15 protein-coding genes and 2 tRNA genes are annotated in these 25,253 nt (G+C 39.9%); 8 read left to right on the top strand and 9 right to left on the bottom strand.

All coding sequences use genetic code 11. From position 1 onward, the window contains the following. Nucleotides 1–109 precede the first annotated feature (109 nt). From mutS to EJ994_RS09640, 3 genes are all read left to right on the top strand, one after another. Nucleotides 110–2,692 (top strand): DNA mismatch repair protein MutS, encoded by a 2,583-nt coding sequence (gene mutS / locus EJ994_RS09630; RefSeq protein WP_126592240.1) that lies wholly within the window; start codon nt 110–112, stop codon nt 2,690–2,692. 141 nt (nt 2,693–2,833) lie between these two features. After that, nucleotides 2,834–2,905: transfer RNA gene (locus tag EJ994_RS09635), tRNA-Gly, on the top strand. A gap of 81 nt (nt 2,906–2,986) precedes the next feature. Further along, a tRNA-Leu gene (locus tag EJ994_RS09640) sits at nt 2,987–3,070 on the top strand. Nucleotides 3,071–3,145: 75 nt separating this feature from the next. Here the strand turns inward: EJ994_RS09640 and EJ994_RS09645 are convergent. Beyond that, on the bottom strand, nt 3,146–6,565 hold the full coding sequence (locus tag EJ994_RS09645) for a methylmalonyl-CoA mutase family protein (protein ID WP_126592241.1): 3,420 nt from the start codon (nt 6,563–6,565) through the stop codon (nt 3,146–3,148). Nucleotides 6,566–6,838: 273 nt separating this feature from the next. On the opposite strand from EJ994_RS09645, the gene EJ994_RS09650 reads away from it, so the two are divergent. Together EJ994_RS09650 and EJ994_RS09655 are read left to right on the top strand one after the other, a co-directional pair. Further along, nucleotides 6,839–7,474 (top strand): vancomycin high temperature exclusion protein, encoded by a 636-nt coding sequence (locus EJ994_RS09650; protein WP_126592242.1) that lies wholly within the window; start codon nt 6,839–6,841, stop codon nt 7,472–7,474. Nucleotides 7,475–7,495: 21 nt separating this feature from the next. Further along, complete coding sequence (locus EJ994_RS09655; protein ID WP_126593691.1) at nt 7,496–8,746, top strand: NRAMP family divalent metal transporter; 1,251 nt, start codon at nt 7,496–7,498, stop codon at nt 8,744–8,746. Between the two features lie 25 nt (nt 8,747–8,771). On the opposite strand, the gene EJ994_RS09660 is transcribed toward EJ994_RS09655, so the two are convergent. The 7 genes from EJ994_RS09660 to EJ994_RS09690 form a co-directional block, all read right to left on the bottom strand. Then, nucleotides 8,772–10,685, bottom strand: coding sequence for an OmpA family protein (locus EJ994_RS09660; RefSeq protein WP_126592243.1), 1,914 nt, complete (start codon nt 10,683–10,685; stop codon nt 8,772–8,774). A gap of 11 nt (nt 10,686–10,696) precedes the next feature. Further along, complete coding sequence (locus tag EJ994_RS09665; RefSeq protein ID WP_317128083.1) at nt 10,697–11,719, bottom strand: type IX secretion system membrane protein PorP/SprF; 1,023 nt, start codon at nt 11,717–11,719, stop codon at nt 10,697–10,699. Next, on the bottom strand, nt 11,698–16,848 hold the full coding sequence (locus EJ994_RS09670) for a Calx-beta domain-containing protein (protein WP_126592244.1): 5,151 nt from the start codon (nt 16,846–16,848) through the stop codon (nt 11,698–11,700). Before EJ994_RS09670 ends, EJ994_RS09665 begins: the two co-directional genes overlap by 22 nt. Nucleotides 16,849–16,990: 142 nt before the next feature. Then, entirely contained in the window at nt 16,991–17,878 is an 888-nt protein-coding gene (gene fabD / locus EJ994_RS09675; protein ID WP_126592245.1) for an ACP S-malonyltransferase, read from the bottom strand. An 87-nt stretch (nt 17,879–17,965) separates the two neighbouring features. Beyond that, nucleotides 17,966–18,472, bottom strand: a complete 507-nt coding sequence (locus tag EJ994_RS09680; protein WP_126592246.1) for a gamma carbonic anhydrase family protein — start codon at nt 18,470–18,472, stop codon at nt 17,966–17,968. 16 nt (nt 18,473–18,488) lie between these two features. Continuing rightward, nucleotides 18,489–19,220, bottom strand: a complete 732-nt coding sequence (locus EJ994_RS09685; protein WP_126592247.1) for a LytR/AlgR family response regulator transcription factor — start codon at nt 19,218–19,220, stop codon at nt 18,489–18,491. After that, on the bottom strand, nt 19,217–21,421 hold the full coding sequence (locus tag EJ994_RS09690) for a histidine kinase (RefSeq protein WP_126592248.1): 2,205 nt from the start codon (nt 21,419–21,421) through the stop codon (nt 19,217–19,219). Before EJ994_RS09690 ends, EJ994_RS09685 begins: the two co-directional genes overlap by 4 nt. Nucleotides 21,422–21,622: 201 nt before the next feature. On the opposite strand from EJ994_RS09690, the gene EJ994_RS09695 reads away from it, so the two are divergent. Further along, nucleotides 21,623–22,801 (top strand): vWA domain-containing protein, encoded by a 1,179-nt coding sequence (locus tag EJ994_RS09695; RefSeq protein WP_126592249.1) that lies wholly within the window; start codon nt 21,623–21,625, stop codon nt 22,799–22,801. A gap of 52 nt (nt 22,802–22,853) precedes the next feature. On the opposite strand, the gene EJ994_RS09700 is transcribed toward EJ994_RS09695, so the two are convergent. Then, nucleotides 22,854–23,876, bottom strand: a complete 1,023-nt coding sequence (locus EJ994_RS09700) for a type IX secretion system membrane protein PorP/SprF (RefSeq protein ID WP_126592250.1) — start codon at nt 23,874–23,876, stop codon at nt 22,854–22,856. A 123-nt stretch (nt 23,877–23,999) separates the two neighbouring features. On the opposite strand from EJ994_RS09700, the gene EJ994_RS09705 reads away from it, so the two are divergent. Continuing rightward, complete coding sequence (locus EJ994_RS09705) at nt 24,000–24,908, top strand: NifU family protein (RefSeq protein ID WP_099574203.1); 909 nt, start codon at nt 24,000–24,002, stop codon at nt 24,906–24,908. A 73-nt stretch (nt 24,909–24,981) separates the two neighbouring features. Further along, nucleotides 24,982–25,182: a dodecin family protein gene (locus EJ994_RS09710; protein WP_099574202.1), complete on the top strand. Its 201-nt coding sequence runs from the start codon at nt 24,982–24,984 to the stop codon at nt 25,180–25,182. Nucleotides 25,183–25,253 lie beyond the last annotated feature (71 nt).

Consider the following 25,253-nt stretch of genomic DNA (forward strand, 5'->3'; position numbering starts at 1 on the left):
CAAAAATTTAAATCGCATTGTGAATGCCATATATTCGTTATCATAGAACAAAAATAGGCAGATAAAGGCAGTGGCAGATAAAGGAAAGGTAAAAAAGGTGACCCCTTTAATGAAACAGTACAATACCATCAAGACAAAACATCCTGATGCGCTGCTGCTATTTAGAGTGGGTGATTTTTATGAAACATTTGGAGAAGACGCGGTCAAAGCTTCTAAGATATTAGGAATTATACTCACCCACAGAAATAACGGTGGGGATAGAACGGAGTTAGCCGGTTTTCCACACCATTCCATAAATACCTATTTACCCAAACTTGTAAAAGCAGGCCAGCGCGTTGCCATTTGCGACCAGCTAGAAGACCCTAAACAGACAAAGACCATTGTAAAGCGAGGGGTTACAGAGCTTGTTACTCCCGGAGTAGCTTTGAACGATGATATTTTAAGCGCAAAGAGCAACAATTTTCTGTGTGCCGTTCATTTTGGAAGAAAAAAATTGGGTGTCGCTTTTGTTGACATTTCCACGGGCGAGTTTTTGACCGCGGAAGGCAATGAAGAGCAAATTGATAAACTGCTACAGAATTTTGCCCCTAACGAGGTCCTTATTTCCAAAAACCATAGAAAGGAGTTCGGCGAAATTTTTGGTCCGCAATTTCATACATTTTATTTGGAAGATTGGATTTTTCAGGAGGATTATGCTATGGAAAACTTAACGAACCACTTTAACACAAAAACCCTGAAAGGTTTCGGCGTTGACCATCTAACTCACGGTATAGTGGCGTCCGGCGTTATATTGCACTATTTATCCGAAACACAACATAGGCAATTACAGCATATTAATAGATTGCAGCGTATTGCCGAGGACGATTATATTTGGATGGATAGGTTCACCATTAAAAACCTGGAACTCTACCATTCTGCGAATGAAAATGCCGTTACCTTAATAGATATTATAGACAAGACCATTTCTCCCATGGGAGGTCGTATGATTAAAAGATGGTTGGCCTTACCGCTAAAGAATGTTCAGAAAATTAAGAACAGACATAATGTTGTGAGCCATTTGATGGCCGAGGAAACACTATTGCACAAACTACAGGCCAGTATTAAGTTGATGGGAGACTTGGAACGGTTAATTTCTAAAATAGCTACAGGAAAGGTTAATCCTAAAGAGGTAGTTCAGTTGAAGAATTCCATGGAAGCCATAGTTCCTATTAAGCAAAGTGCTTCCAACGCTGACAATGAAGCCTTGGCCCTCATCGGAGACCAATTGCAATCCTGCGATTTGCTACGGACCAAAATAAAAGAGATGCTTAGCGAGGAAGCCCCTGTAAATATTCTCAAAGGCAAGGTTATCGCTGAAGGTTTCTCAGAAGAATTGGACGAGCTCAGAGGTTTGGCCACTTCAGGAAAGGAGTATCTGAACAAAATGCTGGAAAGGGAGACCGAAGCTACGGGTATTACCTCTTTGAAAATAGCATCCAATAATGTTTTTGGCTACTACATCGAGGTTAGGAACACGCATCGGGACAAAGTACCTGAAACTTGGATACGAAAGCAAACCCTGGTCAATGCAGAACGATACATTACGGAGGAATTAAAAGAATACGAGGCAAAAATCTTAGGCGCCGAAGACCGCATAGCAACGCTGGAACAACAACTCTTCTCCCAACTGATTGTTTGGATGCAAGAGTATATCGCCCCTGTTCAAAATAACGCCCAATTAATAGCGCAACTAGACTGTCTTTGTGGTTTTACCCAATTGGCCAAAGAAAACGACTACGTACTTCCGGAGATTAACGATACCACCTCCCTTGAAATTAAAAATGGAAGACATCCTGTCATTGAGAAACAATTACCCTTGGGTGAAACCTATATTGCAAACGATGTCTCCCTTAATAGGGAAAGTCAGCAAATCATTATGATAACCGGGCCTAATATGAGTGGTAAGTCCGCCATTCTGCGACAGACTGCATTAATTGTACTATTAGCGCAGATGGGTAGTTTTGTACCTGCTGAAGCTGCCCATATAGGTTATGTAGACAAAATTTTTACCCGTGTAGGTGCCAGTGATAATATTTCTATGGGAGAATCTACCTTCATGGTAGAGATGAACGAAACTGCCTCCATTCTCAATAATTTATCGGAAAGGAGTCTTGTCCTATTAGATGAGATTGGGAGAGGAACCAGCACCTATGACGGTATATCCATTGCATGGGCCATTTCTGAATACCTACATGAACATCCGGCCAGAGCTAAAACCTTATTTGCTACTCATTATCATGAACTGAATGAAATGTCAGCTTCTTTTGAGCGCATTAAAAATTACAACGTATCCGTTAAAGAATTAAAGGACAATGTGTTGTTTCTTCGAAAACTAAGACCCGGAGGAAGTGAACATAGTTTCGGTATTCACGTCGCTAAAATGGCCGGAATGCCGCAACAAGTAATTCATAAGGCCAATAAAATTTTAAAGAAGCTAGAAAAATCACATTCTAACGAGGAGTTAACGGAGAAATTACAAGTAGCGCAAGATGAAATGCAATTGAGTTTCTTTAATCTGGACGACCCACTTTTAGAAGAAATCAAGGAAGAAATTTTACATTTAGATATCAACACGCTTACTCCTGTTGAAGCCTTAATGAAACTTAATGAAATAAAGCGTTTACTCACAAAGAACAAGAAGGCAACCAGTTAAGTTTTCTTTTGAACCCTTTCCATTTTCAAAAGCAGGATTATCGTGATTTTTAAAAGAAATTCCTTTGCAATTTATAGAAATGTATTAAATTTGCTCCCGCATTCATAACGAATGATGTTCTTTAAAATACAATTATCAAACGCGAAAGTAGCTCAGGGGTAGAGCATCACCTTGCCAAGGTGGAGGTCGAGGGTTCGAATCCCTTTTTTCGCTCGACTTCGACTCCGCTCAGCCGCCGCTGACGGAGTTTTTAGTTTGAAATCCAGTTCCTTACGTGAACAATGCGTAAGACATGCTCGAGTGGTGGAATTGGTAGACACGTTGGACTTAAAATCCAATGGACATTAGTCCGTATGGGTTCAAGTCCCATCTCGAGTACATTTTAACCCTGTTAATCATCTGATTTTCAGGGTTTTTTTGAATTAGCTCCGTTTATCGGATTTCATACCATTACTACATATTTCTCCGGTACTGTCCTCCAACCTCGAACAAGGCATTCGTAACTTGACCCAACGAACATTTTTTACAGACTTCCATTAAGGTTTCAAAAATGTTCTCATGTGTAATCGCAGTTTTTCGGAGTTCATTAAGTAAGTTATCCGTATCCGCAAAGGAATGGAGTGCTTTGAGTGTTTTAATCTGATTCTCTTTTTCCTCCTCTGTGGCCCTAATCACCTCGTCCGGTAAAATAGTCGGGGAACCTTTGGAGCTTAAAAAAGTGTTAACGCCGATTATCGGGAAATCTCCATTATGTTTTAGCGTTTCATAGTGAAGGCTCTCTTCCTGAATCTTATTTCTTTGGTACATTGTTTCCATAGCGCCTAGCACGCCGCCTCTTTCCGTTATTCTATCAAATTCCAGTAATACGGCCTCTTCCACCAAATCCGTTAGTTCTCCTATGATAAAGGAGCCCTGTAAGGGGTTTTCGTTCTTGGTAAGTCCTAATTCCTTATTAATAATCAATTGTATGGCCATAGCCCTTCTAACGGAGTCTTCCGTCGGGGTAGTAATAGCTTCATCATAGGCATTGGTATGCAAAGAATTACAGTTATCATAAATGGCATACAAAGCCTGTAAGGTAGTTCTAATGTCGTTAAAATCTATTTCTTGGGCATGTAAACTCCTTCCAGAGGTCTGGATATGGTATTTAAGCATTTGAGCCCGTTCGTTGGCTCCGTATTTATACTTCATGGCCTTTGCCCAAATCTTACGGGCCACTCTCCCGATAACCGCATACTCGGGGTCAATTCCGTTAGAAAAGAAGAAGGACAGGTTAGGACCAAAGGCATTAATGTCCATCCCGCGAGACAGATAGTACTCTACATAGGTAAAACCATTGGATAGCGTAAGTGCCAACTGTGTGATAGGATTGGCTCCTGCCTCTGCGATATGATATCCTGAAATAGAGACCGAGTAAAAGTTACGGACGGAATTGGCAATGAAGTACTCTTGGACATCGCCCATAAGGCGCAGCGCAAATTCCGTTGAAAAGATACAGGTATTCTGAGCTTGGTCTTCCTTTAAAATATCGGCCTGTACGGTACCTCGTATTTCCGCTAAGGTTCTCATCTTAATTTGTCGGTAAATATCTTTAGGAAGTACTTGGTTTCCCGTAACTCCAAGCAGAAAGAGCCCTAGACCATTATTCCCCTCCGGAAGCGCACCATAGTATTCAGGCCTCTTTTTATTCTTGAAGATTTTATCGATTTTTTGTTTGACCTCTTGTTTCAATCCATTTTCCTGAATATAAAGTTCGCATTGCTGATCAATGGCAGCGTTCATAAAATAAGCTAAAAGCATAGGAGCAGGACCGTTAATAGTCATACTCACCGAAGTCATCGGGTCCGCCAAGTTAAAACCTGAGTAAAGTTTCTTGGCATCGTCCAAACAGCAGATACTCACCCCTGCATTTCCTATTTTTCCGTAGATATCGGGTCTATAGTCTGGGTCGTTCCCGTATAGGGTAACACTATCAAAAGCGGTAGACAGTCTTTTTGCAGGCAATCCCATACTTACGTAATGAAATCTTCTGTTCGTTCGTTCGGGGCCACCTTCTCCCGCAAACATACGTGTTGGGTCTTCTTGCGTTCGCTTAAATGGATAAAGACCGGCCGCAAAGGGAAAAGCCCCAGGCACGTTCTCTTGTAGAATCCACTTCAATATATCTCCCCAAGCAGTATACTTGGGCAATGCTATTTTAGGTATTTCCAGATGCGAAAGCGATGTTGTATGCGTAGCTATCTCCAATTCCTTGCCCCGTACAGTAAATCGGTAAATTGGATTTTTATAGGCATCCTTTTTTTTGCTCCACTCCCTTAGAATTTTCCAATTATGAGGGTCTAGGTTTAGTTTTAGGCTATCAAACTCCGCCAACAATAATCGTACAAAATCGCGGTTTTCTTCGTTAACAATGGCAGCAGACGCTTCCAAACCTAATGCGGTAGCTTCCAATACTGGTTCACATCCTGTAACAGTTTCAAGAGTTTTAAAAATACCATACAATTGCTGTGCTACTTTAGCTTGTGCTTCAACCGTTTTATCATAAGTACGGTTACTTTCAGCTATTTCCGAAAGGTAACGAGTTCTTGAAGGCGGAATTACGTAAATTTTCTCACTTACTTCTTTAGAAAGTGAAAAGGTTGTCTTGAAATTTACTTTCGTTTTCTCTGTGATTTGGAGTATGACCGCATCATACAACCTGTTCATTCCAGGGTCATTGAACTGTGATGCAATGGTTCCAAAGACAGGCAAATCATCCTCTTTTGCTTCCCATAGGTTGTGATTACGTTTGTATTGTTTTTCTACATCTCTAACCGCATCTAAAGCCCCTCTTTTATCAAACTTATTTATTGCGACCAAGTCCGCAAAATCCAACATATCTATTTTTTCCAACTGCGTGGCAGCACCAAATTCAGGTGTCATCACATACAACGAGACATCACTGTGCTCAATTATTTCGGTATCCGATTGGCCAATACCTGAAGTCTCTAAAATAATTAAATCAAACCCAGAAGCCTTTAATATCTGAACAGCTTTGTTTACATGTTTTGACAGCGCCAGGTTAGACTGCCTAGTAGCCAGACTCCGCATATAAACTCTTTTATTATTAATGGCGTTCATCCTAATCCGATCTCCCAATAATGCACCGCCGGTCTTTCTTTTAGAGGGGTCAACGGAAATTATACCTACAGTCTTTTCGGGAAAATCCATTAAAAAACGCCTAACTATCTCATCTACCAAAGACGATTTTCCAGAACCACCGGTCCCCGTAATACCCAATACTGGCGAACCAGAGGCTTTGGCCAGCTTAGCAACCTTGTCGAGTGCTTCTCTAGCGTTTTCCGGGAAATTTTCCGCGGCAGAAATAAGTCTGGCGATAGCTTTGTTATCTTTGGATTTTAATGCCTCCATTTCATTCGTCAATGATTCTCCCGTAGGAAAATCCGAACTTTTTACCAAGTCATTTATCATACCTTGCAGTCCCATTTCCCTGCCATCATCAGGCGAGTATAATCTTGCAATGCCGTATGCCATTAAACTCTTAATTTCTTCGGGAAGTATAACTCCCCCACCACCACCAAATATTTTTATATGATGACTATCCTTTTCTTTTAGAAGGTCGTACATATATTTAAAGTACTCATTATGTCCCCCTTGATATGATGTAATACAGATAGCATTGACATCTTCTTGAATGGCCGTGTTTACCACCTCCTCGACACTACGGTCATGACCGAGATGAATAACCTCTACTCCCGTTGCCTGTATGATTCTCCTCATAATATTGATAGCTGCATCATGCCCGTCAAAAAGTGAAGCTGCGGTAACAATTCTAATTTTATTATTCGGTTTGTAAACTGATAGCTGTGTCATAGTGAAGTATTTAAAACTTAGACCCTCTCTCAAATTTAAGTATTTTCATTATGCTCGAACAGCAGTAGTACTGTGGATAAATTACTATTTACAAGAAAACGGTGACTTATTTTTAAGGGTTTGAATAAATTGAAACCATAAAAAAGAAAGATTTCCTAAAATTGATGTATTAAATGTAATTCCAATCGTAAGATTCTTAAATAATCAATATCCAAATATTAAACCCTGTATACTCTGGTCATTTCGCTACCTTTATACTATTATCTCTTGGCAATGCGAAAAAAAATTACAAGACTCATTCTTTTGATACTCGGTTTATCCCTAGTAGCATTAATACTCTCCAATTATATAATTAATTCTTTCGCTGAAGGCAAGACATACAGTTCGGTCTCAAAAACGCCCAAAAATAAAGTAGGCTTAATTCTGGGAACTTCTAAAAAGCTGAAAGGAGGAGCACCCAACCCTTACTATTCCAATAGGGTATCGGCGACAGTTACCCTATTCAAAGCAAGTAAAATTGAATACGTATTGGTTAGTGGGGATAATGGTAGTATCTACTATAATGAGCCCACGACAATGAAAAAAGACTTAATAAGTGCCGGTATCCCTGAAGAAAGAATTTTTCTGGATTACGCCGGTTTCAGAACTTTAGATTCCGTATTCAGGGCCAAAATAGTTTTTGGGCTGCAAGAAGTAACCATTATTTCTCAAAAATTCCATAATGAGAGAGCTATTTATCTAGCGGCTAGAAAAGGACTGAACGCAATAGGTTATAATGCCAAGGACATCCCCTTGGAGGCCGGGTTAAAAATACAGTTCCGGGAGTATTTTGCCCGGGTAAAGGTATTTTTAGATTTGGCCCTGAAAACCCAACCCAGGTTCTATGGAGAAAAGATTCTGATCCACTAACATCCAACTTTATTAGAAATGATGTCCAAAACAAAAGTATTGCTTAGAAACTTAGGTCCAGGTCTCTTATTTGCAAGCATGGCAATTGGCACTTCTCATCTTGTACTATCTACAAAGGCAGGGGCTCAATATGGGTGGATAATGGCTATACCTATAGTACTGGCCAACATTCTAAAATACCCTTTTTTTGAATTCGGTGTGCGCTATACCAGCGTTACCAACAAGACCTTAATTGAAGGTTATTTAAATAGAGGTAAAGGCTATTTGTTGTTTTATGCTTTCATTACCCTAATCACTACGTTTACTATTCTTGCCGCCTTATATACGGTAACTTCAGGTCTTTTCATTAACCTATTTAAGGTGACTGAATTTTCAGTAAGCAGTGTAGCCCTAGGTCTTTTTGTGCTGATCAGTGCGCTTTTGATTATAGGCAGATATAAGTTTTTGGAAGTAAGTCTAAAGTTCGTGGTAAGCATCTTGTTTTTAGCACTTATTGTAACTACGGCCTTGGTTATAGCGCAAGGTCAAGTAGAACCTGTCGACGATTTTGTAGCTACTCCAATTTTTAACGAGGTTGGAATTTTATTTTTAATAGGTTTGATGGGTTGGATGCCGACCACAGTAGAAGCCTCTAGCTGGGTAAGCCTTTGGAGTATAGAAAAATGGAAAAATCAAGAAAAACCCACCCTAAAAGAATCGCTCCAAGAATTTAATATAGGGTATATCTTAACAGGAATCCTTGCTTTGTTTTTTATGGTGATCGGATGGTTTACACTTTACGGAACTAATACCATTTTGAGCAATAATGCAGTTAGTTTTGCAGATCAAGTGGTACAATTGTTTACCACACATATAGGCTCATGGGCCTATATATTTATTGCTATCTCTGCTTTTGCAACCATGTTCAGTACTTGTATGACCGCGCATGATGCCGTGAGTAGGGTAAGTCTGGATATCATTGAGTTACTATTTCCAACTAAAAAAGAAATAAAAACTAAAAGAAACTTCGCATTAATCGTTTTTTTACTAGCGGTTGTGAACTTCATCGTTATCGCAGCATTTGCAGCGAATATGGGAAATCTGGTCGCCTTGGCTACCTTTGTTTCTTTCGTTGTTGCTCCTATCATTGGATATATGAACCTAAAAAATGTAATGAGCGAGGATGTATCGAAGGAATATCGTCCGAATAGTAATTTACAAATACTTACTTACATCGGTATTTTGTTTCTATCCTGCTTTTCTATGTATTACTTCTATATTGTAATCGCTTAAAGCGATACGAAACATCTTTAAACAACTATTCAACAACCTCTATAAGCGTTCTTTCGTTCTGTTTATGAAGAAAATCTAGACAATATGCTCCGTTGGTACAATTATTCTTGATCTTTTCTTCCCCGTAACCTATGGTTTCAATAATATTATTGGAAGACAGACCATTTTTTAGAAGATAAATCTTAATAGCGTCCGATCTCCTTTGAGAAAGTTTTTTGTTATAAGCTGAACTACCTCTGCTATCCGTGTGCGTTTCTATTCTAAGCTTCAGTTGTGGGAATCGTTTGACCGCATCAACGACCTTATCCAATTCGTTAATGACACTAGCATTTACCGTACTCTTATTCTTATCAAAATAAAACTTATTCAGTTTTAACACGGTTTTATCTTCTTTGGTTTCTATTAAATCATCTAACAAAGCTAGACCCATATTATAGAGACTCTTCTGTACTTCTTCCATTTCTTCTGCTGAATAAGCCGCTGAAAAAATCGAATAACGCTCCTTAGTAGCTTGGATAGTGACTTGTTCTTGCCAAGGAATTTCAAATGAGAAACTACCATCTGCATTGGAATAAACCTCTTTCAAGACTTCTCCCTCTCTACTTAATAACCTAACTTGTGCTTTTGATATTCCATCTTTAGAAGACAGATTGACCACTTTACCTTTTAGTCCAAAAGTTTTTAATCCTGGTGCTTCGCTTAGTTCAAAGCTATAGATATCGTCACCTCCCTTGCCCCCTGCCCGATTGGATGCGAAATAACCCGTAAGCCCATTAACACCGCCTTCTTTAATAATAAAGCCAAAATCATCCGCTTCTGAATTAATTCCTTCTCCTATATTCACAGGTATGCTATAAGATTCCTGACCTTGAATGTTGGATTTGTAAACATCCATACCACCTAAACCATAAAACACATCCGAAGAAAAATATAAACTTCCGTTATGTATAAAAGGGGCTATTTCATTTCCTGGAGAATTAATTCTAGGTCCCAAATTTATTGGCGCCGACATAATTTGTCCATTGTTCGTTAAAACATAGTACAAATCGGTACCACCGTAACTGTCCTCAAAATTAGCCGAAAAATATAGTCTTTGGCTAGAAGCTTCAAAAAACGGATAGTAGAAAGAGGTACTTAAATCCTTTAATAAAAAACGAAACTGACCGCTATCATATAGCATTCCTATGGCCAACGCATTTTTGCCGTTATCGTCAAAAGCCATTTCACCGTCCTGCGTATTGGAAAGTATAAAGAAAAATCGATTCAGTTCTTCAGAAAAGAAAGGAGTAGATTTATGGAACTTGGACTCTGGAATCTTTGTGAAGGCAGCACTATTGATTACGTCACCGTCAGTGGCTATTTCACCAAAATATATATCCAAATAAGATTCGCCCGAAGGCTTGTAAACCTCTTTAGATTTTTGAGGTCTACCACTGCTGAACAGAAGACTCTCTTTGTAGAATGCGGGAGAAAAATCCCCCTGCGGTGAATTTATACTAAGGTTTGTGATATTAACTTCGTCCGGTTCTTCCGAAGCGGCCAAAAGCTCATAATTGAACGCTGCATTTTCTAACAATTCAGAAGACAACATAGGAGATTTAGACTTTAGAAATGCCCGAATCCTTTCCTTATTTTTACCTTTGGACATGCTTTGAAGCATCTTGTTAAAACGGTGCACAGACATTATGGTATCGTTCTTATTTACCTGCATGTACAATTCAGAGGCCTCATCGTATTTACCAGTTTTAAAGTAAGCATCTGCTAGATTCAGAACCTGGCTGTTCTTTAAAGGTGCCTTCGTTTTTTCCTTATTATATGCTGCAATAGCCGCTTCATATTGGTAACCGTAAAAAAGGTCATCTCCCTTTGAATTTTTATTTTGCGCAAAAAGAGAAGAGGATATCACTAGAAGAAATACGATGAGTAATTTAAATTTCATATCCCGTTTATTTAAAAGAATCTTGGTGTATCAATCTGTTTTGGCTTACCCTTGGCGTTTTTGTTCTTATTGTTCTTATCTGTGGAACTACCTCCGCCTTTTCCGAGGAAAAATTTCAATATAATTTCATGCGAACCATTATTAAATTCTCCCAACGCATTGGTATTATAATCGTACGAGTAACCAATAAATGTTCCACTGGAAATCTGAAAACCTGCCAAGCCACTAAATGCATTCTCAACACGATAGGAAACGCCGGCCGTAAAAACATCGGAAATCAAAAAATTCGCAGACACGTTTATATTTAACGGTGCACCTTGAAGGGAATTAATCAAAAATGCAGGTTTAAATTTTAGACCGTCCGAGAAGTTAAAGACATATCCTCCAATAAAGTTAAATTGCATTCTGTCCTCTACAATTGAGGCTACGTCGTCGTTATATACTCCTTCCGTTAAAAAGTTTGGAATGGAAGCTCCCAGGTACCAATTATCTCCATACAAAAACGTACCGGCCCCCACTGTAGGATAAAATCTACTCACGTTCTCTTCGTTCAATGGTTCCCCAGGGTTTTCGAAGGTTCCTTTGGAGAAATCGATGTTCAAGAAGGAACCTCCTGCATCCAGACCAAATGACAGTTTGGTTTTATCCGTTAAGTTTACTTGATATGAATAGGACAGGTCTGCATACGTCTGTGTCTGCGGGCCCAGTTGGTCATTTACAATATTAATACCCAAGCCCATCTTTTCATTCTTAAAAGGCAAGTTGGTTCCGAATCGTATGGTTCTTGGAGCACCGGGGATATCTATCCACTGAGCTCTATACAATCCAGCGATTTCCGCATTTTCGACAGTACCTACATAGGCAGGGTTAAAACTCCCAATATTGTACATGTACTGGGTATACTGCGGTTCTTTTTGACCGTACACCGTAATGCCCATTGTTATAGACAAGAGTAAAAAACTAAGGACAAAAGTATATCCTGACTTATATATTTTATAATCCATAGTACCTTTTATCGTATCAATTGTATCCATCCCTTATCGGTTACCGGAATACCATTATTGATGGAATAGTTAAGTATGTAAAAGTAAGTTCCTTTTGGCGCATCTTTTCCCTCATAAGTACCGTTCCAAACGTCTGCAACTGGTTGGTTGGATACTGATTGGCTATCCGCTTCAAATATTAGCGAACCATAGCGATCAAATATCTTCATACTATAAACGATATCCGCAAAAGAACGTGTATCAGTATCTGTTAGGTTGATTCTAAGAAAATCATTTGTGCCATCTCCATTTGGTGAAAACTGGTTAAATAGGAATCCAGGAGCCGCAGGGGTAGGAACACCTATCGTAACAGTAATTGTACTTTGGTTATTTGTTTCATTGCCATCTCTTGGGGAAGAACTTATTAAATATGCCGTATTATCAAAACTCCCTTCCGCTGTGACTGTGCCTACAAGCTCCAACACAGCTGCATTTTCCTCACCCACCTCCAAAGAGGGTATCGTCCAACTTTCATTGATAGGGTCATAAGAACCTATACTTGGATTATCAAATTCATAATTGAACAAGTTCTCAAAACCGCTAGATATACTATCTCTGATAATAATATTATTTATGACATCACCTTCTTGCGAGAGATTCGTAACCGTAATAGTAAACGTGATTTCCTCTCCTACTAGCGGTGTAATGTTACTAACCGTTTTTTCAATATTTAAATCGATTCCCTCAGGAACTTCTATTTCTAGGATTACAACAGCTTCATTATTCTCTTCGTTGTTATCCAAGGGAAACGATTCTAGTAAGGTAGCCGTGTTGGAGTAAACACCATCTTCTAAAATAGTTGCAGTTAACTGTAATTGCGCATTACCTAGAGGAGATAGTTCTAAAACGTCCCATTCCCCTGTGAGTGGGTCATAAACATCATTGGTATTGCTTGTGACGTGGCTCATATACTCAAATCCCGTCTCTAGAAGCTCACCAATTTTTATTCCCAAAACTCTACTGTCCGATAAATTGTTAACACGAACCGTGAAAACCACGGTATCACCAATTGCAGCATCCGGATTATCCACCACCTTAACAATTTCAAGATCAATAGGGTCAGGTTCACAATCGGGTGTTAAATTAGGGTCACAAGCGTCCAATGGGTCAGTGCCATTAGCCTCCTCATCCCCATCAGAAATACCATCTCCATCAGTATCACACAAACCGTTGGTATTATCTGGAATACATGGGTTAGCGTTTGCAGGATCCTGTTGATCATTTACACCATCATTGTCAGAGTCCAAGACATTGGAATCCAGGGCATCTATGATACCGTCGTTGTCTTCATCCAATGGATTGTTGACATCTGGACCGGTTTCGTCCCCATCATTTATACCATCTCCGTCCGTATCCGGGTTATTTGGGTCTGTCCCCAAAGTCGCTTCCTCGCCACCTAACAAACCATCCCCATCTACATCAGTATCACAATCACTTACTGAAATGGTAACGTCTACAGAAACATCTGTACAGGGCGCCGTAGAACCCGTTGTTGTGTAGGTAAATACATAATTCCCGTCGGGTAAACCTGTGAAATCTACAGCATTATCATTACCTATAACAATACTTGATGAAGGGTCAGTAGTTATGGCCCAAACACCGGCATCTTGACCGGATAATCTATCGTCCAAATCCAAGCTTACGGGTCCGTTAGCTGCAACACTACAGGCAGAGGCATCTGTAGCTATCCCAGCATTTGCCTGAAAACCGACCGTAGCAATAACCTCCTGCCTTTCCGTAGCACAGCCATTTTCCACCGCTTCTGCGTAAAAAGATCTCGTACTACTTATTGCAGGAGTAGTAAAACTCGTACCTGTAGCCAAAACAGTCCCTCCGGTTGGAACATCATACCAGTTAATGGAAGCACCATCACTGGCCACTGCGCTGAGCAATACCGTACCGGTATCACATCTTTCATTATTGGTGACGCTCACTAGTGTTGGTGTCGTGTTAAGGGTAAGCTCAACCTCTATCGTTCCGCTGGCACAATCATCGTCAAAATTATTTGGTGTTCCATTATCATCTAAAAAGAACCCAAAGTAAGAACCATCGTTCGGCGGGTTAGCGACCTGAGCAGCCGTTAAGTATGCATTTTCATTCAATGGATTCGAGAGCGTACTCCATCTTAATTCTGTACCCGCAGGAGCGGTACTATTGGTGTAGTCGTTCAAACTAACGTCTATTACGTCACAAAACACTGTCGGAACCGTAGTATCTAATATTGGTGCAGGCGCACAATTATCATCATCGTTAATTGTTCCTATGGCGTCCCCGCCATCAGCTAGGGCAACACCATTGGTCGGTGTGGCCAACTGCACAAAGAAAGTTTCTGTCTGTTCCAATAACTGATCGTTATTTATTGTTACGGAAATGGTCTCTATTTCCCCAGCGGTACCGGTAAAATTCAGCTCATCTGGCGTACCCGTATAATCCGTACCACCACCGATTGCGGTATCATCGGAAAAGCTGTACGTTACTCTTGTACCTCCGTCCACGGCAATATCCAAAGTCACATCGAACTCTAAAACACCCGTCGCAACGTCTTCGTTTACAGCTTGGTCTAAAATAGTTAGCGTAGCCCTATCATTATCATTGATGTTCACCGTAGCGGTCTGTGTTGGTGCAGCTCCCAATATATAATTCGTTCCAGTGGCCAAACTCAAGATAACGGTTTCAACGGTTTCTTGAATGTTGTCATCCGTAGGGACTATGGAAATGGCACCCGTTTGTTGTCCCGTAGGTATCGTCAAACTTGTTCCAATAGTCGTATAATCCGTACCATTGATCGCGTTACCGGCACTCGTAGCAATAGTGTAATTAACGGTTATTGGTCCGCCGGATGTATTCGGTGCGCCCAAATCTACAGTAAATAGTCCCGTGGAGGTAGCCGGCGTATTTTCCGTAGCGCTAGCATCCGTTGCCACAATAGTTGCCGTTAGATTATCATTATCGGTAATGTTTACGGTGTCTGAATTATCTGGGTTCGCTGCAACTACGTAAGTTGTTCCAGAACCTAAAGTGATAGTAACACTTTCCTGTCCTTCTACAATGGTATCATCGACCGGACGTATGGTAATTGCTGCGGTCTGACTTCCATCTGGGATGCTAACACTAGAACCGATATCACCATAATCAGCAACGTTCGTTGCCGTTCCGCTAGCAGTAAAATTCACTATAACCGGATTACCCGTATTGTTCACAGCATCTAGTCTTACCGTAAAGGTTCCCACTGCATTTGCCGGAGTATTCTCCGCGGCATCGGCGTCGGTTGCAGCTATGGATACCTCAAAAACATCGTTATCAGCAATATTTACGGTTCCAGTTCTAGTGGCAACAGCACCTAAGTCGTATCCTGTCCCAGTCGCCAAAGTAACTGTAACCGTCTCAGTCCCTTCTACCAAGAGATCATCGGTAGGAGTAATGGTTATCTCCGCAGTTTGGTTACCATCAGCAATTGCTATACTCGTTCCGATATCCAAATAATCCGTGATATTGGTAGCCGTACCTGTAATGGTGAAATTTACTATGATGGGAGCCCCAGAGGTATTTGGTGTGCCTATATCAACGATAAATGCACCCTCCGTTGCCGGATTACCTTCTTCGGCAGTAGCCGAAGTTGCGGCAATGGTAGCTATATAACTATCATCATCGGCATTAGTTGCGTTGATGATTCCATCCGGTAGACCATCAAAAGCGTCATCACTAGCTGCATCGTCAACACTTACCGTTATCGTATAATTCTGGAGTCCGTCCACTAAAGCATCATCCACACCTGTAACCACAACTCGCTGCGCAACATTAAAGTTTGCCGGAGTAAAGGTAACCGAAGCAGGACTCACCGTAGCCTCTCCCGTATCCGAAGAGACAATATTCAGGACTACATTTGTCGTTGGTTGGCTAGTCAAAACCAAATCAAAATTTTCCTCGATGTCCGGTTCAGATGTTTCTGTAGTTCCTCCAAGTTCCGTAATAGAAAAACCTATACTATCATTATCCAAGTTTGTGACCGGAACATTTGCTACTGCAGCACCGTTTAAGACATTGTAATCCGCATCTCCCGATGTAACATTTCCTGTTATAATAGTGTAGGCAACATCTCCATCAGCAATTAAATCATCGACACCAGTAACGGTGACAACTTCACCGGTATCCCAATCTGCGGCGGCTATTGTAACAGACGCGGGAACAGTTCCCTCATCTGTATTATTACTGCTTAAGACTATACTGACGGTACCTGTAGGCTGACTTGTCAGCGTAACGGTAAAGGTCGCCTGCGCACCATCCTCACTAGTATCTCCGCTAATTGCAGACACATTGACACCAGCCAAATCATCGTCCACGTTCGTAACCGTCAGTTGTGGTACATCACCACCAGTTAATCCATCATAAAATGAATCTGTGTCCGAGGTAACATTGCCCGTGCTTATAAGATCATCGATATCACCATCTATAATATTATCGTCTACACCTGTAATTATCAAATCTACGCCCGTATTCCAGTTCGTATCGTCCAAAAATACAGCAGCAGGCCCAGAGGTTTCGGTGGCATCATATCCATTTATTGGAATTCTAACCTGATCAGTGGGTTCACTGTCGAGTGTAAAGGTAAAGGTAGCTGTCCCGCCACCTTCAGTGGTATTACCTGTTAAGGTATTGACCGTTACACCAGCGACATCGTTATCTCTTATCCTTCCCCTTCCAAGACCATCATCTATACCAACACCCGCATCACTCGGGGTACCCAGAATAACCTCAAAGTCTTCATTGTCCACCTCATCAATGAAGTCGTCGATAATAGGTACAGTAATAGTCTGTGTTTCACCTGCCAAACCCACGAACACAAGGTCCGGACCTATGGTATTATCATAGTCTAGACCACCAGTGGCCTCATCATCGTTAAAGGTGTAACCTACCGTAAAGCCACCTGGAGCTATAGCATCTAGTGTTACGGTAAATAACATATTACCGACATCTTCATCCTGAGTCACATTATTAATGGACAGCTCCTGAGCACTAACTAAGGTGGTAAAGAAAAAGAGTGGTAGCACAGCATACCAAAATGCAATAGGCTTTTTGATAGTAAGCAGATTTTGAAGGCCAAGCGTATTTTTCATTTTCATAACAGTTCTTTTGTCCACTCCATAGAATTATGACAAAAAGTAAAAAAGGGGTTCAATATTACTAAAAAAAAATAGCTAAACCTTTAATTAACAGATTAAAAAAGGCTTTTTGGGTTGAAATACAGAATAGGACCTATAAGAGTTATGATTCGAAAGAAGGAGACTGCGTTTGCGCATTTGGCTCTATTTTGCGCACCAAACCCTGCAAAACCTTACCAGGCCCTATTTCCGTAAACATAGTAGCCCCATCTCTATACATGTTTCTGACACTTTGCGTCCATTTTACGGGTGCCGTTAATTGTAGAATTAAATTCTTTTTAATGCCTTCTGCCTCTGTGACGGGAGTAGTACTAACATTTTGGTAAATGGGACAAGTTGGTACGCCAAATTGTGTATCTGAAATGGCCGTGGCCAATTCTTCCCGTGCCGGTTCCATTAAGGGAGAATGGAAAGCGCCGCCTACAGGCAACACTAAAGCGCGTCTGGCGCCTGCTTCTTTCATCTTTTCACAAGCTACATTGATAGCCTCGACTTCTCCCGAGATTACCAACTGACCTGGACAGTTATAATTTGCCGCTACGACCACTCCGGGAGTATCGGAACATATTTTTTCCACAACATCATCTGCCAAGCCCAAAACCGCTGCCATTGTACTTGGTTGCAATTCACATGCTTTTTGCATGGCTATAGCTCTTTGCGAAACTAATTTCAACCCATCTTCAAAAGACAATGAGTTGTTTGCCACTAAGGCTGAAAATTCACCCAAAGAATGGCCTGCAACCATATCTGGCTTAAACGATTCACCCATAACTTTAGATAGGATAACGGAATGCAGAAAAATAGCAGGCTGTGTCACTTTTGTCTCCTTGAGCCCTTCCGGCGTACCGTTGAACATCACCTCGGTAATATCAAATCCTAAAATATCGTTTGCTTTCTCAAACATATCTTTTGCAAGAGACGATTTCTCATAGAGGTCTAGTCCCATACCTACGAACTGAGCTCCTTGTCCTGGAAATATATAAGCGTTCATAACTTTTGATTTAGAGGGCAAAAATAAGGATATAATATTCACCCACAAATAACCGTATCATTCGAAAAATAGATACATCACCCCCTTTCATTTGAACCATCCTGAATATGTTATATAAGCTTCCGCAATGCGGTTAATTTCTCCCTTACTTAATTCCGGACTAATATCCTTTATTTTTTTTGCCGGCATCCCTGCGTAAATGGTGCCCGATGGTACATGGGTTCCTTTGGTCAATACCGCACCGGCAGCGATGATACAATTCGACTCAACGACGCAGTCATCCATGATAATACTCCCCATACCTACCAATACATTGTCCTTAATAGTACAGCCGTGTACAATGGCATTATGTCCTATTGAAACATTGTTACCTATATTGGTAGGAGATTTTTTATAGGTACAATGGATTACCGCACCATCCTGCACATTTACTTTGTCTCCCATCTTTATAAAATGAACGTCTCCCCTTAAAACAGCATTGAACCAGATGCTACATTGGGCTCCCATGGATACCTCGCCAACTATAGTGGCATTTTCTGCAATAAAACAATCCTCTCCTATTTTTGGTGTATGACCACGTACTGATTTTATCATGTTTCTACTGTATATTTTAATCGAAGTAAGCAAGAAACTCTTTCTTTTTTGAGGCAGAGACCATTAGTTCCTTTCCATTGGATATAATAACACTACCGCCTTTACCTCTCCTATATTTGACCACTTCATTAACGTTCACAAGATACGACTTATGGACCCGTGCAAAAGGAAAATCAGATAGGGCCTCTTCAAAATACTTTAAAGTCTTACTCACTAAAATTTTCTTGTTCTCCAAGAATATTTCCGTGTAATTATCGTCTGCTTTACAGTATAGGATTTCCTCTACATTCAAAACTTGGAATCCATCTTGTTGGGGAAGCGTCAACTTACCACGTACTCCTTTTGATTTAGAATTCAAGACGCGTTCCTGTAGTTTATTTTCCTTTTCTTTCACCTCAAGTACGTAGTCTACAGCTTTAATAAGTTCATCAATATTTATTGGTTTCATCAAATAATAGGCCGCATGCTCATTCAGTGCATCCTTGGCATAGTGGTCATAAGCGGTTACAAATACTATTTCAAAACTACGTTCAGGTATTTTTTCAAGAAGGTCAAAGGCATTTCCAAAAGGCATTTCTACGTCCAAGAAAATCAAGTCCAGATTATGGTCGCCAATAAGTGTAAGACCTTCCTTGATTGATGCGGCCTCACCTACTAAATCCACTCTTGGGCAATATTTTTTTAAGTAATTCCTTAAAATTTCCCGACTATTAGACTCATCCTCGACTATTATGGCTTTTAAATTCATTTATCCTTCTTTATGGTAAAAATTACTCTGGTACCTTGACCAGATTCCATTAAATCGGTGATTACAACGGCTACCTTATCCTTGTACATATCGTTTAAAATGGCCACTCGCTGTTTTATATTACCCATACCCTTTGACTTTTGCTTTTTCTGGTTTGCTGTCTTAAGTTCTGCTGATTTTTTTCTTCCAATGCCATCATCGGAAATACTAATCTCTAATGCCCTTTCACTTTTCGATGTTACATTAACCTTAAGAACACCTTTTTCCTTTTTATATCTTAGCCCATGCCAAATAGCATTTTCTATATAGGGTTGTAGCAACATCGGCGGTATTTGAAACGAAGAAATATCGATATTATCATCAATTTTGATTTCGTAATCAAACTTATCCGGAAATCTAGAGTGCTCTAATTTTATATACAATTCTAGTAATTGTAATTCTTTTGCCAGGGGAATAAAGTCCTCTTCCGAATTTTCTAGCACTGACCGCATTAGTGTTGAAAATTCACTTAAATATCTATTGGCACTTCGTTCGTCGCTTTTTGCGATATAATTGTTAACGGAATTAAGTGCATTGAAAATAAAATGAGGGTTCATTTGGGATCGCAAAGATTTGAGCGCTAATAAATTATTGGCCAGCTTTTGCTGTTGATTACTTCTATAAAAAAAGAAAGCCGCCAAACCGGTTAGCAACAGTCCCACAATTAAGGAATAGATTACCCAACGTTGACGTTTATAGCTCTCCTCAGATAGTTCTTGTTCAGTCAAGGCCAGATCATACTTGCTTTGAGATAGCTCCCGCTCTTGTTCCAGACCGGTTATTCTGCTTTGCGTTGCTGCTATTTCACGATTAAAACGGGCCGCTCTAGAGATTTCCTGCTCTTTTCTTATATAAAGGGTATCTACCAAAGTAACATAGGATTGATAGGTCTCTAATGCTTTGTCAAAATCCCCTTTAAACTCATAAACTTCGGATAGTTTACGTGTGGCATCTTTCTGTACCACCAAGTCGTTCTCGGAATCCGCTTCTACAATACTTCTTTCCAAATAGGGAATTGCTTCACTGTACTTATCTTGGGCTATGTACGCATTCGCTATTTTGTAATTAATGCGTTGCGCGGTTATCGTGTCGCCCATTTCTTGCCTCCTAGCTTTACTTTTGGGAGAATTAAGTTTATCCAGTTCCACCAAACTATTTTTACGCAAAGCGATTTCTTCATTAAATTGACTTTTTTTATTATAAAAATCCGCCACCTTCTCCTTTTCCTGTAAAGCGCGTTTGGGAGCAAGTTTATTTGCCAATTCAAGTGAATTGCCATAATAGGCTTCTGCCTCCATCAATTGATTTCCTTGTGAATAGGCATCGGCAATCTTAGAATTTAAATCTGTCATCTTGGGCGTAATCTGGTTCTTTGTGGCCACCTTTAGTCCTTCGTTATAAAAGGAGACAGCAGCTTTGACGTCATTTAAGCCCTTTTTAATATCTCCTAAAAGCTCAAATAAAGTAACCCGTTGGTAGGGTACCATATTTTGCAACTCCATCAACGGGTCAAGAACTTTATTAGCCTCTTGGTACTGTTTATTAACAATCAAGGTTTCCCCCAATAAAAGGGAGGTTTTTATTGATTTGTTGGCTTCAAGCGCATCTTCAAAATTATCTATGGCCAAATCGTACTGTTTATGAAAAAGATATATTTCTCCCAAGGCGGTTAAAGATTTTGCCAATTCATTTTTATTGCCTCTACTACCTAAAACAGCGATGGATCGCGCAACGAAATCAATACTCTTCGCAATATCCTTTTTCTTGTAAGTTTCGGCCGAATCCAGTAAGGATTGATGTTTAGAAGCTTCACGTTTGGAAATTCCAACCGTACTACTACTCCTATTTCTGGGAACATAATCCTCGACAAGTACCTTAATATCCTCATCACTCTTAATTACGTACTTCACCGTTTCAAAATCCGAATCCTCAACGGTTAATTCTTCGCCCTTGGCAGCTCTAATTTTAAATTCGCCAAGACCGTTGGTTACAGTATATTCCCCCGAGCTCGTTGATATGGAAACTCCAGAAATAGGTTGTGATGATGCCTTTTCCTGAACTATTCCCTTCACTACGAATTTCTTGACGCTTCCTCCCTGTTGTGAAAGACAAGTATGAACGCCTAGCAAAACAAAGAGTATATGTATAAACAGATTTTTCATAAGGTCTAATTACTGTAAACTTAGCTGATTTTATGATTACTTAAAAATCGATTCTACATCAAAAAGCCTATAAAAATTGACCATTTGGACCTTTTACACAGCCAGTGATTGCTTTTACTCATTCAATAGGCCTATTCCCTCAAAGCCATTATTTCATGAAAAAGTTTGCAATTAAATTTATCCCAAAATAAAAACGTAAAGATGAAAAAATATCAAAGAATAGCAGCCTTGAGCCTAATGACATTAACGCTATCGTTCACCTATGGATGCGAACTTAGACCAAAAACAGAAAAAGAGCCTTTTTTAGCTGAAGTAATGAAAACTGACGAAGCAACTAAAAAGAACAATACTGTTAAGATTGCGCTTCTATTGGACACAAGCAATAGTATGGACGGACTTATTAACCAAGCAAAATCTCAACTTTGGGATATCGTAAACGAATTTACACATGCTAAATGCGGTAATGAAATGCGGCCGGAATTACAAATCGCCATCTATCAATACGGGAATGATGCACTTTCCTCTAGGGAAGGCTACATACAACAGGTACTGAACTTCAGCGATGATTTAGATGAGATTTCTGAAAAACTCTTTTCATTGACAACCAACGGTGGTGAAGAATATTGTGGAGCGGTCATCCAAACCTCTTTAAAGCAGTTAGAATGGGGTAAAAATGCGGATAACCTAAAAATGATATTTATTGCTGGTAACGAACCGTTCAATCAGGGAAAGTTGAATTATAAGGATGCGGTAACCAATGCCAAGGAAAAGGATATTGTTGTGAACACTATCTTCTGTGGCAACTATGAACAAGGCATACAGTCTAACTGGAAAAATGGCGCTACGCTGAGCGGCGGAGAATATATGGCGATTGACCATAATAGGCAGGTAGTCCATGTGAGCACCCCTTATGATGACATCATTATAAAGCTTAACTCGAAACTGAACAAAACCTACCTTGGGTACGGCTCCTTGGGTGCATCCAAATTTGAGGCCCAAGCAATGCAGGACAATAATGCCATGGAAATGGAAGAAGTTGTTGCTGTAAAACGAGCTGTGAGCAAAAGCTCGCGTCTTTACAATAACAAAAAATGGGACTTGGTAGATGCTTCGGGAGATAAGACATTTGATATAAATTCCCTTGATGATAAAGATTTACCTAAAGAGTTACGGGGAAAATCGAAGACCGAAAAGATTGAATTTATAGAAATGAAAAAATCCGAGAGAGAAGAGGTTCAAAAAGAAATAAAGGCTTTAAATGCCAAAAGACTGGCCTATATTGCTAAAAACCAAAAGAATGAAAGCGAAGATGGTTTAGAGGGTGTCATGTTAAAGGCAATCAAAAGGCAGGCCTCAGCAAAGAACTACACTTGGGAATAGAACAATTTTAATGTGATATTGGAGGTTCTTTCTTTTACGGAAGAGCCTCTTTTTATTGTGCCGCCGGACAGTAACAGTCGTACTTACGCTCTGCTTGACCAAAATCGTACCCCAATGTAATCTGATGAAAACCACCATTATCAAACCTTATATCCCCCATTTGATAAGAATAATTGTAGGACACTAGAAAGTTTTTAATATTGGCACCGATTATCGGTGTGATCAACTGCAGTCTTTGCTCGCCAAAACCAGTAGCTGTCTGGAACTGAGCCCCGTCAAAACTTCTTCTGTAGGATAGACCGCCCCAAATTCTACCGAAATCAACATCACGGTATACCTTGGCGTTGATGTCTATGGTTTTCTCTTCGGTAAACTCCGTCAATTGAAATAGAACAGAAGGTTCTACTTGCCATTCACTTCTTCCGAATACGTATCCTGCCGAAATGAGGTATCTTCTAATATTATCAATAACCAACTGGTCTGGATTATCTTGTCTATCTCTATAGTAAATATTTCTTCTGCTACCTGTTAAAGCGTTAGTTACTGCAAAATGCGCATAAAATTCCATGAAGTTATAGGATAAACCCAAATCGACATTGAAATAGGATGCACTTAGTTTAATACCGGCTATTGCAGGGTCTTGCAATACAGACCTAAATTCACTTTCGTCAAGACTACTCTGTAAAATTGTACCACTTAAACCAAAAGATAACTGATTTAGGACCCTTACATCGTCCCCACCCATTCTAAGGTGATGTGCATAGGTAAGTTTCATTCCTGTTTGTGAATGAAATCCATTGGCATCGTTGAAAACAATTGCTCCTACTCCGCTGGGTCCGTCACCTAATCTAAAGTGAGCATTAACCGTCTGTAAACTGGGCGCATCTTCTACGTCAAACCATTGCTTTCTCGCAGTAGCCCTAATTTTACCTCCCTGACCAATCCCTGCCATTGACGGATATACTAGATAGTAATTATCGGACAGGTAATCAAAATATACGGGTATACCTTCCTGTGCAAAGGACTTTAGACCAAAAGCAAGGAAAGAAAAAATGATCAGTAGCTTAAATTTCATCTTAGGAAATGAGGATATAGGTTCAATATGCGCTAAATATAAAGTATAACGACTTAACGCTAACATTATTATATGAGCTTTAACTTAGATTTCCTTCGTATTTTTGTTTAAAATTCTATAGCGATGAAAGAGTACACCATTACGGTTGTGAAAACCAACAATCCTACCATACTTAAATTTGAAACGAACCATCTTCTGGTAAAACGAAAGAACTACGAGTATAAAAATATAGACGAGGCCCAAAATGCTCCACTGGCGCAACAACTTTTCCACCTTCCATTTATCAAGACAGTCTATGTGTCGGGTAATTTTATCGGTCTGGAACGCTATGATATCGTAGCTTGGGAAGACGTAAAAGATGAAGTAGCACAGCAATTAGTGGAGTACCTCAATGCCGGCGAACCTGTTGTTATCGAAGAAGATACAGACAAACCAATCGCCATTACGGTCTATGCTGAAGTTACACCGAACCCGGCGACCATGAAATTCGTTGCAAGTAAGAAAATTGTTGGTGCGGCCTACGAATTTAAGAATATTGATGAAGCCAGGATGTCTCCTTTAGCGATGGAGTTGTTTCAACTACCGTTCGTGAAAGAGGTATTTATTGATGAAAATTATGTTTCGGTATCCAAATATGAGGTAGCCGAATGGGAAGATATTACCTTAGAACTAAGAGAGCTTATACGTAATTTTATAGCTCAAGGTAAAGAGATAGTTCTAGGAAATGCCAAATCCGCTGGGAAAGAGGACACCAAGGAAACGACTGCTGTTACAGTGGAAGAAAATCTAGATGACACTTCTAAAGAAATCATCGATATTTTAGAAGAATATGTTAAACCGGCCGTAGCAAGTGATGGTGGTAACATTCTTTTCAAATCTTATGAGCAAGAAACAGGTAGAGTAAATGTGATACTACAAGGTGCCTGTAGCGGTTGTCCGTCTTCGACTTTTACTTTAAAAAACGGAATAGAAACCATGTTAAAGAATATGATGGGTGATAAAATAAATGAGGTTGTAGCCCTAAACGGCTAAAAAAACCAACAGATGCGTTAAGCTTTCTTTCATAAAATTTAGTACTTTGTAGAAAATATAAAAAACACTAATTATGGCAGTTTTAAAAGTAATAGAAGTATTAGCGAATTCAAGTAAGAGTTGGGAGGACGCGGCCAAGAATGCAGTAGACCAGGCCTCAAAGTCTGTCAAGAACATCCGTTCCGTATATTTAAACGAGCAAAGTGCCACCGTTGAAGACGGAAAAATGGTTGATTACCGCGTCAATGTAAAAATCACTTTTGAAGTAAAGTAAGCCTTACTTCAACAAGACAAAAAGCACCTGTTGGTGCTTTTTTTATACCCCAGTTTTAGCATACGACTTGT

This window comes from Maribacter sp. MJ134, assembly GCF_003970695.1.
Lineage (GTDB): Bacteria > Bacteroidota > Bacteroidia > Flavobacteriales > Flavobacteriaceae > Maribacter.

Excerpts from the sequence above, each read along its gene's own strand:
- mutS (WP_126592240.1), top strand. The coding sequence starts at position 110 with ATGAAACAGTACAATACCATCAAGACAAAACATCCTGATGCGCTGCTG.
- EJ994_RS09650 (WP_126592242.1), top strand. The coding sequence starts at position 6,839 with ATGCGAAAAAAAATTACAAGACTCATTCTTTTGATACTCGGTTTATCC.
- EJ994_RS09710 (WP_099574202.1), top strand. The coding sequence starts at position 24,982 with ATGGCAGTTTTAAAAGTAATAGAAGTATTAGCGAATTCAAGTAAGAGT.
- EJ994_RS09670 (WP_126592244.1), bottom strand. The coding sequence starts at position 16,848 with ATGAAAATGAAAAATACGCTTGGCCTTCAAAATCTGCTTACTATCAAA.
- fabD (WP_126592245.1), bottom strand. The coding sequence starts at position 17,878 with ATGAACGCTTATATATTTCCAGGACAAGGAGCTCAGTTCGTAGGTATG.
- EJ994_RS09645 (WP_126592241.1), bottom strand. The coding sequence starts at position 6,565 with ATGACACAGCTATCAGTTTACAAACCGAATAATAAAATTAGAATTGTT.
- EJ994_RS09695 (WP_126592249.1), top strand. The coding sequence starts at position 21,623 with ATGAAAAAATATCAAAGAATAGCAGCCTTGAGCCTAATGACATTAACG.
- EJ994_RS09680 (WP_126592246.1), bottom strand. The coding sequence starts at position 18,472 with ATGATAAAATCAGTACGTGGTCATACACCAAAAATAGGAGAGGATTGT.
- EJ994_RS09705 (WP_099574203.1), top strand. The coding sequence starts at position 24,000 with ATGAAAGAGTACACCATTACGGTTGTGAAAACCAACAATCCTACCATA.
- EJ994_RS09660 (WP_126592243.1), bottom strand. The coding sequence starts at position 10,685 with ATGAAATTTAAATTACTCATCGTATTTCTTCTAGTGATATCCTCTTCT.
- EJ994_RS09665 (WP_317128083.1), bottom strand. The coding sequence starts at position 11,719 with ATGGATACAATTGATACGATAAAAGGTACTATGGATTATAAAATATAT.
- EJ994_RS09655 (WP_126593691.1), top strand. The coding sequence starts at position 7,496 with ATGTCCAAAACAAAAGTATTGCTTAGAAACTTAGGTCCAGGTCTCTTA.
- EJ994_RS09690 (WP_126592248.1), bottom strand. The coding sequence starts at position 21,421 with ATGAAAAATCTGTTTATACATATACTCTTTGTTTTGCTAGGCGTTCAT.
- EJ994_RS09685 (WP_126592247.1), bottom strand. The coding sequence starts at position 19,220 with ATGAATTTAAAAGCCATAATAGTCGAGGATGAGTCTAATAGTCGGGAA.
- EJ994_RS09700 (WP_126592250.1), bottom strand. The coding sequence starts at position 23,876 with ATGAAATTTAAGCTACTGATCATTTTTTCTTTCCTTGCTTTTGGTCTA.